The organism is Bifidobacterium aesculapii (assembly GCF_001417815.1).
GTDB lineage: Bacteria > Actinomycetota > Actinomycetes > Actinomycetales > Bifidobacteriaceae > Bifidobacterium > Bifidobacterium aesculapii.
Genome location: NZ_BCFK01000027.1, coordinates 1 through 13,151, shown reverse-complemented (window position 1 = coordinate 13,151; position 13,151 = coordinate 1). Strand labels below are relative to the sequence as shown.

Sequence of the window (13,151 nt, the reverse complement as noted above, 5' to 3'; positions counted from 1 at the left end):
CCCCCCCGGGCGGGGGGGAAGGGGCGGCCCCCCCCCTTTCCCGCCGTGTTTTCGGACATGCGAGGCGATGTGGGCGATTCCGATGGTGGGATCCCGGCTGTTGGTATGCTCGGGGCATGCCGAACGACTCGCATATGCAGTACCTCTTCCGCGCGGCCGAAGAGTCCGACATCGCCGCCATCACCCACATCTACAACGCGTCCGTCGTGGAGGGCGGCGCCACGGCCGACCTCACGCCGCGCACCGTCGACCAACGCCGGGCATGGGTGGAATCCCACCGGCCTCCCTACGGGGTGTTCGTCGTGGAGGCCGTGCATGACGGCGACACCGGTGACGCCCGTGACGGTGACGGCGATGGGCATGGGGAGGTCGTCGCCTTCGGCGCGCTCTCCGTGTTCTACGACCGCGCCGGATACGACGGCGTCACCGACCTCGCCTACTACATCGCGCCCGACAGCCGCGGCAGGGGAGCGGGAATGTTCCTGCTGGAGCATCTGCTCGACGAGGCGCGTGCGCGGCGCATGCGCAAGGCCATCGGCGTCATCTTCGCCGACAACGCCGGGTCGGTCGCGCTGATGCGGCGCTTCGGCTTCACCAGGTTCGGCCTGCTGCCGTCCGCCGCCGCCGACTCGACCGGCACGATGCGCGACATGTCCTACTGGTACCTCGACCTGTAGGGGCGCCGGTCCTGCGCGGTTCCCCGGTGCGGGTACAATCTTCCCGGTTGAATACGGCCGTCGTACGCAACGCCGGCGACGGGGAACGGAAGGAACGGCAAGCGCAATGGCATCGGATTTCTGGCTGATCGTGGGACTCGGCAACCCCGGCAAGAAATATGAGGACACCCGGCACAACATGGGATTCATGACGGCCGACGTGCTGGCCGAACGCTGGAGCGTCAACTTCGCCGACCACAAGGGCCTCGCCATGCTCGGCAAGGGCGCGATGCATCTCGACGGCCGCGCCGTCAAGTTCTTCCTCGCCAAGCCCCTGACCTACATGAACGAATCCGGCAACGCCGTCGCCTCGATCAGCGCCTACTACCAGATCCAGCCGGACCATGTCGTCGTCATCCACGACGACATGGACCTCGACTTCGGCCGCATCAAGGTCAAGGCCGGCGGTTCCGCCGGCGGCCACAACGGTATCAAGTCGATCGACAAGTCGCTCGGCACGCCGAAGTACGCGCGCGTGCGCATGGGCGTCGGCCACGCCCGCCGCGGCGCCAACGCGCACGACAACACCATCAACTGGGTGCTCGGCGGGTTCGGCCCCGACCAGCGCAGGCAGCTGCCCGAATTCCTCATGGACGGCGCCGACGCCGCCGAGGACATCATCTTCAAGGGCCTCGCCAAGACCCAGGAGAAGTTCAATGGCCGCTGACACCCGCACGACGGGAATCGGCGGCGACGCGACCGCACGAGGTGCCGGATCGGAAGGCACCCGCACGCCCGAACGCGAACACGACTTCGTCAACGGTTCGCTCGCCGGCCTCCTCGACGGTCTCGTCGCCGCCGACCCCGTATTCCGCACGGTCGCCGCAGGCGAAGTGGAGCCGCCGGAGGGCATCGACGATTCGATCGTCGTCGGCATGCCGGAGGGTCTGCGCCCGGCGCTCGCCGCCGCCATCGCGAAAGGCGGCGCGGCCGGCGCCTCCGCCAAACCGGTCGTTCTCGTCGTCGCATCCGGCCGCGAGGCCGAGGAGACGGTCGGCGCATTGCGCTCCTGGTACGACGGCGACCCGAACGACATCGCCCAATTGGAGGCGTGGGAGACGCTGCCGCACGAGCGCCTCAGCCCCCGCGCCGACACCGTCGCCGGCCGCATGGCCGTGTTCCGCAGGTTGAGGCATCCGAGCGGCACGCACCCGATGTTCGGCCCGATCCGCATCCTTGTCATGCCGGTGCGTTCGCTGATCCAGCCGGTCGTCGCCGGTCTCGCGGACGTCGAGCCGCTCGTGTTCACGCAGGGCGAGGAGCTCGCGCTCGACGAGGCGGCGTCCCGGCTCGTCGAGAACGCGTACACGCGCGTCGACCTCGTCATGGACCGCGGCGAGTTCGCGGTGCGCGGCGGCATCCTCGACGTGTTCCCGCCGACCGCGCCGCACCCGGTGCGCATCGAGTTCTTCGGCGACGAGATCGACGGCATCCGCGAATTCCACGCCTCCGACCAGCGCACCTACGGCGATGGGCTGAAGACCATTTGGGCGACGCCATGCCGTGAGATCCAACTCACCGACAAGGTGCGCGCGCGGGCGAAATCGCTGATCGGCTCGATTCCGAACGCCGACGACATGCTCGAATCCATTGCGAACGCCATCCCCGTCGAAGGCATGGAATCGCTGATGCCGGCGCTTGTCGACGACATGGAGCCCGTCGCCGGCATGCTGGCGGGGAACGCCGTCATCCTCCTGTCCGATCCGGAGAAGCTGCGCCGCGCCGCCGAGGACCTCGCCAAAACGGCGAACGAGTTCCTCGCGGCCAGCTGGCATGTCGCCGCGTCCGGGCATGGCGCCGGCGCGCCCATCACCTTCGACCAGGCGAGCTTCCTCGACTACGACGAGACGATCGCCGCGCTCGAGCATTCCGCGCACGACGTCATCCGCCTCACCAGCTTCACCGTCGACGCGAGCCGCCCCGGCCGCGTGCAGCTCGACGCGACGAACCCCGGCGAATACCGCGGCGACGAGTCGAAGGCCGCCGCCGGCATCGAAGGACTCATCGACGCCGGGTACCGCGTGACGATCACGTCCGCTGCGAAAGGCACGCTCGCGCGTCTCGCCCGCGCCGTCAACGCGACCGGCATCACCCGTTTCGACACGATCCGCTCGCAGGCGATCGACGGGTTCGTGGACGCCCGCGCGAAGACCGCATTGCTCACCGAACGTGACCTGACCGGCCGTACGTCGGCGCTGGCGCAGGCGAAGACGCCGAAGCGCCGCCGCAAGGCCATCGACCTCATGGAGCTCAAGGCGGGCGACTACGTCGTGCACGAGCAGCATGGCATCGGCAGATTCGTCGAGATGCGTCAGCGCACGATCGGCACCGGCGCGAACAGGACGACGCGCGAATACCTCGTCATCGAATACGCGCCGAGCAAGCGCGGCGCCCCGCCGGACAAACTGTTCATCCCCACCGACCAGCTCGACCTGGTGAGCAAATACATCGGCGCGGAGGCGCCGAAGCTCAACAAGCTCGGCGGCTCCGACTGGGCGGCGACCAAGGCGAAGGCGCGTAAGCACGTCAAGGAGATCGCCGACGACCTGGTGAAGCTGTATTCGGCCCGCCAGCGCACGCCCGGCTTCGCGTTCAGCCCGGACACGCCGTGGCAGAAGGAGCTGGAGGACGCGTTCCCCTACCAGGAGACGCCGGACCAGCTCACCACGATCGACGAGGTCAAGCACGACATGGAGCAGCCGCGCCCGATGGACAGGCTCATCTGCGGCGACGTCGGCTTCGGCAAGACGGAGATCGCGGTGCGCGCCGCGTTCAAGGCCATCCAGGACGGCAAGCAGGTGGCCGTGCTCGTGCCCACCACGCTGCTCGTGCAACAGCATTACGAGACGTTCACCGAACGCTACGAGGGATTTCCGGTCAACGTGGCGGCGATGAGCCGCTTCCAGAAGCCGAAGGAGATCAAGGAGACCATCGAGGGGTTGGCCGAAGGCACCGTGGACGTGGTCATCGGCACGCACAAGCTGCTCAACCCGAAGATCAAGTTCAAGGATCTGGGACTCGTCATCATCGACGAGGAGCAGCGTTTCGGCGTCGAGCACAAGGAGACGCTCAAGGCGCTGCGCACCAACGTGGACGTGCTCTCGCTGTCCGCGACGCCCATCCCGCGCACATTGGAGATGGCCGTCACCGGCATCCGCGAGATGTCCACGCTCGCCACGCCGCCGGAGGACCGCCTGCCGGTGCTCACCTACGTGGGCGCCTACGAGGACGCGCAGGTCACGGCGGCCGTGCGCCGCGAGCTGCTACGCGGCGGCCAGGTCTTCTACGTGCACAACCGCGTCGAGGACATCGCGCACGTCGCCGACAAGATCCACACGCTGGTGCCGGAGGCGAAGGTCGGCGTCGCCCACGGCAAGATGGGTGAGAAGCAGCTCGACCAGATCATCCGCGACTTCTGGCATCGTGACATCGACGTGCTCGTGTGCACGACGATCATCGAGACCGGACTCGACATCTCCAATGCGAACACGCTCATCGTCGATCATGCTGATCGTTTCGGGCTCTCGCAGCTGCATCAGCTGCGCGGCCGTGTCGGGCGCGGCAGGGAGCGCGCCTACGCGTACTTCCTGTACGACCCGGCGAAGCCGATGACCCAACAGTCGCACGACAGGCTTGCGACGATCGCACAGAACACGGCGTTGGGCTCCGGCTTCGACGTGGCGATGAAGGACCTGGAGCTCAGGGGCACCGGCAATCTGCTCGGCGACCAGCAGTCCGGGCACATCGAGGGCGTCGGCTTCGACCTGTATGTGCGGATGGTCTCCGAGGCGGTCGAGAAATACAAGGAGCCGGACAAGACGGTCGAACCGGTGAACGTGTCCATCGACCTGCCTGTCGAGGCGTCGATCCCGGTGGAATACATCGATTCGGACAAGCTTCGTCTCGAGGCGTACCGCAAGTTGGCCGCCGCACGCGACGAGCACGATCTGAAGGAGCTTGCCGAGGAGCTGACCGACCGTTACGGCCCGCTGCCTCAGGAGTTCGAGATGCTGTTCGGCGTGGCCCGCCTCAAGTTCAAGGCGCGCTCGCTCGGCATCTCGGAGATCCTCGCCCAGTCGAACCGTCTGCGCATCGGACGCGTCGACCCGCCCGAGTCGATGCTCATGCGCATGTCGCGCATCTACAAGGGGTTCCAGTACCGGCCGGTCACCCACCAGATGATCGTTCCCACGCCGTTCGCGGGCACGTTGGGCAGCGGCCCGATGCCCGGCGAACAGGTCATGGACTGGGTGTCCGACCTGCTCAACGATCTGGCGTACGTGCCGGGCAGGCGCAACTGAGATGAGCGGGTGGCCGTCGCGCCCATATCGGACGTGCCGGCCACCCGCTCATCCCTCGTGCGGAGTCTGGAGAATCGTCTCCATGCCGACCTTGTAGGGCTTGAGCCCCAACCGCTCGTAGAACGCCATCGCGCCCGGGTTGCATGACCACACGTTGAGCGTCACGTTGTAGCAGCCGGACCGGCGTGCGAAATCGAGCACATGCCTGTAGACGGCCGTGCCCACGTGCCTGCCCCGCGCATGCTCGTCCACGCAGATGTCGTCGATGTAGAGGGTCGTGACGTCCGTGAGCACGTGGTTGTTCGGGTGCCGCTCGAACATGCAGAACGCGTAGCCGAGGAGCGTCGCGTCGTCGGCGTCGGCGAACGCGCCGAAGACGGGCCGGGCGTCGTCCTCGACGATGGCGGCGAGTTCGCCGTCGGTGTATTTCGTCGCCTCCGCCTTGAAGAGATCGGGTCTGCCGTGGTGATGGACGTCGGCGACCTGTCGCAGCAGACGGTGCAGTTCGGGGATGTCGCGCCTGAGCGCGCGACGGATGTGCATGTCGGTCATGTCGCTCATGCGCGCCCAGTGTACTCGCCGCCATGCGATCCGGAGGGGGTCGTGCGGCGTCGTGGCCTGCGCCGCCGCACGACGATGCGGCGGCGCATGTCCACCGTGTGCGCGCACCGTCCGGACCATGGAACATGGACGGTGCGCGAACGGAGGGCGAACAACGTTGAAAAGTGAGTGAACAACCGTGTGTGAGCGTTAACAACACGCGAGGGTGAAGTCTTGCGCGTAGTCCATCAATGACACTATCCTTGACGGTGTCATCACAACCTAACGTTTAAAGGAGTAGTTGTGGCAGCAATTGAAAGCGTCTACGCGCGTCAGATTCTCGATTCCCGCGGCAACCCGACCGTCCAGGTCGTTCTGGACACCGAAGACGGTGCCCGCGGTCTGGGTCTGGTCCCGTCCGGTGCCTCCACCGGTGAGGCCGAGGCTTGGGAGCGTCGCGACGGCGACAAGTCCGTCTACGGCGGCAAGGGCGTCCTCAACGCGGTCAAGGCCGTCAACGAGGAGATCGCTCCGAAGATCATCGGTCTGGATGCCTCCGATCAGCGCGCTCTCGACGACCTGATGATCGAGCTCGACGGCACCCCGAACAAGGGCCGTCTCGGCGCCAACGCCATCCTCGGCGTCTCCCTGGCCGCCCTGTACGCCTCCGCCGAGTCCGCCGACCTGCCCCTGTACCGCTACATCGGCGGCACCAACGGCCACATCCTGCCGGTCCCGAACATGAACATCATGAACGGCGGCGCCCACGCCGACTTCGCCACCGACATCCAGGAGTACATGATCTCCCCGTACGGCTTCGACTCCTTCCACGAGGCCCTGCGCGCCGGCGTCGAGGTGTACCACACCCTGAAGAACGTCCTCAAGAAGCAGGGTCTGAACACCGGCCTCGGCGACGAGGGCGGCTTCGCCCCGAAGCTGAAGTCCAACAAGGACTCCCTGAACTACATCGTCGACGCCATCTCCGCCGCCGGCTACGAGCCGGGTAAGCAGATCGGCATCTGCCTCGACGTCGCCTCCTCTGAGTTCTACAACAAGGAGACCGGCAAGTACCACTTTGAGGGTGACGAGCGCGACTCCGAGTACATGCTCGACTTCTACGAGCAGCTCATCGACGAGTACCCGATCGTCTCCATCGAGGATCCGTACCAGGAAGAGGGCTGGGACGACTGGGCGAAGATCACCAAGAAGCTCGGCGACCGCCTCCAGTTCGTCGGCGACGACCTGCTGGTCACCAACCCGAAGCGTCTGCAGAAGGGCATCGACCTGGGCGCTGCCAACTCCCTGCTGGTCAAGCTCAACCAGATCGGCTCCGTCACCGAGACCCTCGACGCCATCGAGCTGGCCACCGCCAACGGCTTCACCTCCATGGTCTCCCACCGTTCCGGCGAGACCCCGGACACCACCATCTCCGATCTCGCGGTCGCCAAGAACACCCGCCAGATCAAGACCGGTGCCCCGGCCCGTGGCGAGCGCGTCGCCAAGTACAACCGCCTGCTCGAGATCGAGGAGGAGCTCGGCTCCACCGCTGAGTACGCCGGCTACAGCGCCTTCAAGGCCTGCAAGAAGTACATCGCCAAGTGAGCGATGCCGCTTCGCCGGCGGCCTGACCATCATGGTCGGCGCTGAATGAACAGGATGCCCGTCGTGTTCCGTCGAACACGGCGGGTATTTTGTTGCCCATGAGCACACGGAACAGGTCATCGCGTACGGAAGGCGGGGATTCCGCCGTGAAGGACGGCAAGCGCCGACGCGGCAACTCCGGTCCGATCGCCTTCTTCGTCTCCCTGTTCATCGTGGCGGTCGGCGCCATCCAGCTCGTCTCCACGTTCAACACGTACGCCGCCGACCTCGCCCATCTCAACAGCCTCAAACGGCAGGAGGCGGCGCTCATCGCGCAGAAGCAGGAGCTGGAGAACGACATCTCCCGCTGGGACGACAAGAACTATGTCGCGGCTCAGGCCAGGGAACGTCTGGGCTTCGTCTTCCCCGGCGAGACGGCGGTGCGCGTGCAGAATCCGCAATCCGTCACCGGCGTCGACACGGACACGACTTCCGACGACGACACGGGCAAGGATTCGTCCAAGCAACTGCCTTGGTACAGTGAACTGTCGTATGCGTTCAAGAAGGCCGATGAGCCGCTGCCGCAGGTCCAGACCGACAAGCAGAGCGGGGCCACGGCCGACGACGCACAGAACCAGCAGGACTCCGTTTCAGGGGACACGAGCGCAAAGGACCAGCAGTGACGACCACCATCGACCCGATCGCATTGGCCGACCAGATCCTCGAACACCGGGCGAGCGACGAGGACATCGCCATCGTCGAGCATCAGCTCGGACGCTACCCGCGCGGCATGGCCGCCGTGGGCGCGCGTTGCGTCTGCGGGCGCCCGCTCGCCGTCGTCACCCGTCCGCTGCTGCCCGGCGGCGTGCCGTTCCCGACCACCTGCTATCTGACGAGCCCCGAAGCAGTCAAGGCGGCATCGCATGTCGAAGCGGACGGCATGATGCAGGAATACAGCCGTCTCGTCGCCGAGGACGAGGACGTGAAGGCCGCATACGGGCATGCACACGAGCTGTATCTCGCGTTCCGCCATGAGATCGCCGTGAAGCTCGGCGACACCGAGGAGCATATCGAGGGCACGTCCGCAGGCGGCATGCCGGTGCGCGTCAAATGCCTGCATGCGCTCATCGCCCAGTCGCTCGTCATGGGTCGTGGCGCCAACCCGATTGGCGACATGGTGCTCGACCGGGTGAAGGACGAATTCGATCCGTCCGTCTGCCGCTGCAGCGTGCTCGACTAGCGTCATGCGCGGCATCCGGGCGGGATGCCGATCAGGTGGAACATCCAGGGAAAGGAAGAAGCTCATGGGCAAGGCGGTGACCGTCGCGGGAATCGACTGCGGCACCAATTCCATCAGATTGAAGGTCGCGCGCGTCGACGAACACGGTATGACCGAGATCGTGCCGCGCCAGCTGCGCGTCATCCGGCTCGGACAGGACGTCGACAAGACGCACCGTTTCGCCGACGAGGCGCTCGAACGCGCCTACGCGGCGGCGCGCGAGTTCGCCGACATCCTCGCCGGTCATCCGGTCGACGGCATCCGCTTCGTCGCCACCTCCGCCACGCGCGACGCGCAGAACCGCGAGGAGTTCGAGGACGGCATCGAGCGCATCCTCGGCGTACGCCCCGAGGTCATTCCCGGCACGGAGGAGGCCGATCTGAGCTTCCTCGGCGCCACGTCGGTCGTCGACCGCGGCAGCCTGCCCGCGCCCTATCTGGTCGTCGATCTCGGCGGCGGTTCCACCGAGCTCGTCATCGGCGGCGACGGCGAGACCGCTCCCGCCACGCAGGTGCAGGCCGCGTACTCGATGAACATCGGTTCCGTGCGCATGACCGAGCGCCATCTGCGGACCGACCCGCCCACCGAGGAGGAGATTGCCGAGGCCGTCGAGGACATCGACGCGCACATCGACGAGGCGCTGCGCACCGTGCCGGCAGGCCGTGCGCGCACCATCATCGGCGTATCCGGCACGGTGACCACGATGACCGCGCTCGCCATCGGGCTGAAGGAGTACGACCATTCCGTCGTCGACGGGTACCGTCTGCCCATCGCCGACGCGGTCGGCGTCGACGACCTGTTCCTCAGGATGACGCGCGAGCAGCGCCGCGCCTACAGGACCATCCACCCTGGCCGCATCGACGTGGTCGGCGGGGGCGCCGTCGTGTGGAACCGCGTGCTCGCCAAGGTGAGCGAGGCGGCCCTGCGTGACCACGGCGAGGCCATCGACTCGTACGTGGCCAGCGAGCATGGTCTGCTCGACGGCATCGTCCTCGACTACGGTCGGCGTCTCCTCGCGGCGTAGCGCGTCGCGTGGCGCTGACGCGAGTGCCGACGTACGGACGCAGTGCGCGCAGTACACGCGTAGTACAATGGTACGGCCGGTCACCGGCCATGCCCCCGTGGCGAAATGGTATACGCAGTCGACTTAAAATCGATCGCTTCGGCATGCGGGTTCGAGTCCCGCCGGGGGCACCGCCTATAAACGTTGGAATTCCAACGCTCCGGAATCTCCCATACGGCCTGTCGGGCACGTTGTGGGCACATCGTGGGCACGGCCGCGCGGCACGGTCCATGGTGCGACGAAACATGCACCATATATACGGCGGATAGTCTGACGTGCGTTTCCATCAGACGAAGCGCATCCACGGTGCGCGCCATGCAGGGAGGGACATCATGCCGTCCAGTTGGACCCATGTCGACAAGGACACCGCCACCGGGCTGCCGGTCATGCTCGCGCAGAACATCATCGTCGGCGCCACGCTGGCCATCGGCGCCATCGCCTGCTCCGGCTTCTATCTCGCGATGATCGGCAACGTCGCCTCGCTCGTCCCGTGGGCGCTGCTCGTCGTCTTCGTCGCCGTCACGTACACGTATGTCGTCGGATTCGCGCTGTTGTGGTGCGTCGAGTCGATCACCCTGCGCATGCGCGACAAGTTCAAGCCGTTCGCCTACGGTCTCGTCGGCGCGATCGGATACGGCGTGTGGGGATTGTTCGTCATGACCTCGGTGATGAACTCGCTCGACCAGCCGCTCAACGGCGTGGTCCTCGCCAACGGCGACGTCGCCGCCGTCACCGTCAACTACGTGGTGTTCGGATTCCTCGCCACCCTGCTGGCGCAGGTGAACGCGAAGCGTCTCGCCGCGAACAGGGGACTGGCGTTCACGCTCCTCGCCGTGCAGGTCGTGCTCGCGCTGCTGGGACTCGTGTGCGGCGTGATGATGTTCTCCGCGCTCGGCAGGTGAGACGGCCGTCCGTGTTCGTGACCGCGTCCGCGCGCGCATGCGCGACCGCGGCGGGAAAGGAAAAGGAGCTTCCATGACGTTCAGCGTCCTCGACATGTTCTCCATCGGCGTGGGCCCCAGCTCGTCGCATACGGTCGGCCCGATGTCCGCGGCGCACCGGTTCGCCGCCTCCCTCGCCGCCGACGGCCTCGTGGAGCGCACGTCGCGCGTCAAGGTCACGCTGTACGGTTCGCTCGCCCTGACCGGGCTCGGCCACGGCACCGACCGCGCCGTCATGGCCGGACTGGAAGGCAACGTGCCCGCCACCGTCGACACCTCCTACATGCTGCGCATCCGCGAGACGTGCGCCCTCGACGACACGCTCGCCCTCGCGGGCGTCAGACGGATCGGATTCCATTACCGGCGTGACATGGTACTCGACCAGTGGAAACGCATGGCCGCCCACCCCAACGGCATGAGGTTCCAGGCGTTCGACGACGCCGGCAGCCTCATCGACGAGCAGGTCTGGTATTCCATCGGCGGCGGGTTCATCCGCCAAGGGCACCCCGACGACCCGATGATCGGCATCCACGACAGGCCGCCCGAAGGCACCGCATTCGCCGACGCCGACGAATCCGCCTCCACGGACTTCGGCCCGGAGGCGCCCTATCCGTTCTCCTCGTGCAGCGAACTCGTCTCACTGTGCCGCGAACACCATCTGAGCATCGCCGAACTCGTCTGGGCCAACGAGACCGCTTCGCGTTCCGCCATACAGGTGCGTTCCGCCATCGACAACGTGTGGCGCGTCATGCGCGAATGCGTCGACCACGGGTGCTCGTCCGCCGAACCCGTGCTGCCGGGCGGACTCGACGTGCCGCGACGCGCGCCGAAGATGTACGCGCGCCTCGCCTCCAACGCGGACGTGCTGCGCCGCGACCGCAGACGCCGCGACGCCGTGCTCGAAAGCTCCGACGCAGCATGGGTGGACCTGTTCGCGCTCGCCGTCTCCGAGGAGAACGCCGGGGGAGGGCGCATCGTCACAGCGCCCACGAACGGTTCCGCGGGCATCATCCCCGCCGTGCTCCATTATTACTGGCACTTCGTGGACGACGCCGACGAGCGCGGCGTGGTCACGTTCCTGCTGACGGCCGGTGCGATCGGATACCTGTTCAAACGCAACGCCTCGATCTCCGGCGCGGAGGTCGGCTGCCAGGGCGAGGTCGGCTCGGCATGTTCGATGGCCGCCGCCGGTCTCGCCGCCGTGATGGGCGGCACGCCTGAGCAGGTGGAGAACGCGGCGGAGATCGGCATCGAGCACAATCTGGGCCTGACCTGCGATCCGGTCGGCGGGCTCGTGCAGATCCCGTGCATCGAACGCAATGCGATGGCCGCGAACACCGCCATCAACGCGGTGCGCATGGCGATGCTCGGCGACGGCTCGCACATCGTGAGTCTCGATCAGGCGATCCGCACGATGAAGGAGACCGGCGAGGACATGATGGCGAAGTACAAGGAGACGTCCAAGGGAGGTCTCGCCGTCAACGTCGTCGAATGCTGAGGGCGGGCGGGGATACCGGCGCGGAGGCGCCGGTTCTTGTTAGCGTTGCGTGAGCATACGGTGCACGCCCGCCGCAACAGTGCTATTATGAGCGGCATTGTGTGCCCGTGAGGGCGGTTGATTTAGGAAGGTAGGACAATCTCATGGCTGATATGCCCACCGTGCAGGCCGAGTTCGGCACCACGCCCGTCATCGAGTTCCCGAGCGCCGAGGCGCCCGCCGGCCTCAAGGTCGTCGAGGTCGTGGAGGGCGACGGCCCGATTGTGCGCCGCGGCGACACCGTCACCGTGAACTATCATGGCGTGGTCTGGGGCAATGACAAGCCGTTCGATTCCAGCTTCGACCGCCATCAGCCGGCCAGCTTCGGCATCGGTGTGGGACAGGTCATCAAGGGCTGGGATCAGACCGTCCCCGGCCACAACGTCGGTTCCCGTCTGATCGTCTCCATCCCGCCGGAGTACGGCTACGGTTCGCGTGGCGTCCCGCAGGCCGGCATCGGCGGCGGCGACACGCTCGTGTTCGTCATCGACATCATCTCCACGCGCTGAACACGGCGTCACCAATCCACGAAAGCGCCGGAGACGTTGCCGGCGCTTTCTCATATCTTGCCGTCGCGTGGCGGGGCCTGCGGCGGGCGGAACACAACGACAACATCGACAACGACAACGACAAACGGAAGGAACCGGTATGGCGGAAGAGGACAAGGACCTCCTGCTCACCCAGGAGGCGTACGACAAGATGAAGGAGGAGCTCGCCTGGCGTGAAGGCGAGTACCGTGACGAGATCCTCGCCAAGGTGTCCGCGGCGCGCGCCGAGGGCGATCTGAGCGAGAACGGCGGCTATCAGGCCGCGCGCGAGGCGCAGCGCGTCAACCAGGGACGCATCGACGAGCTCACCGTCAAGCTGCGTCATGCGAAGATCCTCACCGCCCCGCCTGCGGGCAAGGTCGGCGACGGCTCGCTCGTCACGCTCGACATCATGGGCCGTGAGAAGGTGTTCGTGCTCGGCACGCGCGATCTCGCCATCGCCACCGATCACGACATCATCAGCCCCGAATCGCCGATCGGCGCGGCCATCAACGGCGCGAACGCGGGAGACACGGTGACCTACAAGGCCCCGAACGGGCGTGAGATCTCCGTGGTCATCAAGGAGGCGAAGCCGCTCGCCTGAGCGGCGGGCGTTCGTACGGCGGGGGCCGTGTACGCACGATGGATGTTCGTGCGTACACGGCC

General features: G+C 66.6%; 12 protein-coding genes and 1 tRNA gene. 12 read left to right on the top strand and 1 reads right to left on the bottom strand.

The genetic code is table 11. The annotated features are described in order from the left end of the window. The first annotated feature begins 134 nt into the window (after positions 1–134). The 3 genes from BFAL_RS03670 (at position 135) to mfd (ending at position 5,017) form a co-directional block, all read left to right on the top strand. The gene (locus BFAL_RS03670) at positions 135–677 is read left to right on the top strand and encodes a GNAT family N-acetyltransferase (RefSeq protein WP_055427077.1); all 543 of its coding nucleotides are present in this window, start codon (positions 135–137) and stop codon (positions 675–677) included. A gap of 106 nt (positions 678–783) precedes the next feature. Continuing rightward, positions 784–1,383 carry an aminoacyl-tRNA hydrolase gene (pth, locus tag BFAL_RS03665; protein ID WP_055427075.1) on the top strand — a complete coding sequence of 200 codons (600 nt, stop codon included), beginning with the start codon at positions 784–786 and terminating at the stop codon, positions 1,381–1,383. Then, complete coding sequence (gene mfd / locus BFAL_RS03660; protein WP_055427074.1) at positions 1,373–5,017, top strand: transcription-repair coupling factor; 3,645 nt, start codon at positions 1,373–1,375, stop codon at positions 5,015–5,017. Before pth ends, mfd begins: the two co-directional genes overlap by 11 nt. 48 nt (positions 5,018–5,065) lie before the next feature. Here mfd and BFAL_RS03655 read toward each other — a convergent pair whose 3' ends face one another. After that, complete coding sequence (locus BFAL_RS03655; protein WP_082440338.1) at positions 5,066–5,569, bottom strand: GNAT family N-acetyltransferase; 504 nt, start codon at positions 5,567–5,569, stop codon at positions 5,066–5,068. Positions 5,570–5,860: 291 nt separating this feature from the next. Between BFAL_RS03655 and eno the strand changes: the two genes are divergently transcribed. The 9 genes from eno to BFAL_RS03610 all read left to right on the top strand — a co-directional run bounded on the left by eno (position 5,861) and on the right by BFAL_RS03610 (position 13,089). Then, the gene (gene eno / locus BFAL_RS03650) at positions 5,861–7,159 is read left to right on the top strand and encodes a phosphopyruvate hydratase (protein ID WP_055427073.1); all 1,299 of its coding nucleotides are present in this window, start codon (positions 5,861–5,863) and stop codon (positions 7,157–7,159) included. A 98-nt stretch (positions 7,160–7,257) separates the two neighbouring features. Continuing rightward, on the top strand, positions 7,258–7,821 hold the full coding sequence (locus BFAL_RS03645) for an FtsB family cell division protein (protein WP_055427072.1): 564 nt from the start codon (positions 7,258–7,260) through the stop codon (positions 7,819–7,821). After that, a complete protein-coding gene (locus tag BFAL_RS03640) occupies positions 7,818–8,378 on the top strand; it encodes a DUF501 domain-containing protein (RefSeq protein WP_055427071.1) in 561 nt (186 codons plus the stop codon). Before BFAL_RS03645 ends, BFAL_RS03640 begins: the two co-directional genes overlap by 4 nt. A gap of 64 nt (positions 8,379–8,442) precedes the next feature. After that, complete coding sequence (locus BFAL_RS03635; protein ID WP_055427070.1) at positions 8,443–9,441, top strand: Ppx/GppA phosphatase family protein; 999 nt, start codon at positions 8,443–8,445, stop codon at positions 9,439–9,441. A gap of 91 nt (positions 9,442–9,532) precedes the next feature. Beyond that, a tRNA-Leu gene (locus BFAL_RS03630) sits at positions 9,533–9,611 on the top strand. A 201-nt stretch (positions 9,612–9,812) separates the two neighbouring features. Next, entirely contained in the window at positions 9,813–10,382 is a 570-nt protein-coding gene (locus tag BFAL_RS03625; RefSeq protein WP_055427069.1) for a hypothetical protein, read from the top strand. 73 nt (positions 10,383–10,455) lie between these two features. Further along, a complete protein-coding gene (locus tag BFAL_RS03620) occupies positions 10,456–11,919 on the top strand; it encodes an L-serine ammonia-lyase (RefSeq protein ID WP_055427068.1) in 1,464 nt (487 codons plus the stop codon). A 143-nt stretch (positions 11,920–12,062) separates the two neighbouring features. Beyond that, positions 12,063–12,467: an FKBP-type peptidyl-prolyl cis-trans isomerase gene (locus BFAL_RS03615; RefSeq protein ID WP_055427067.1), complete on the top strand. Its 405-nt coding sequence runs from the start codon at positions 12,063–12,065 to the stop codon at positions 12,465–12,467. Between the two features lie 139 nt (positions 12,468–12,606). After that, positions 12,607–13,089: a GreA/GreB family elongation factor gene (locus tag BFAL_RS03610; RefSeq protein ID WP_055427066.1), complete on the top strand. Its 483-nt coding sequence runs from the start codon at positions 12,607–12,609 to the stop codon at positions 13,087–13,089. The last annotated feature ends 62 nt before the right edge of the window (positions 13,090–13,151 follow it).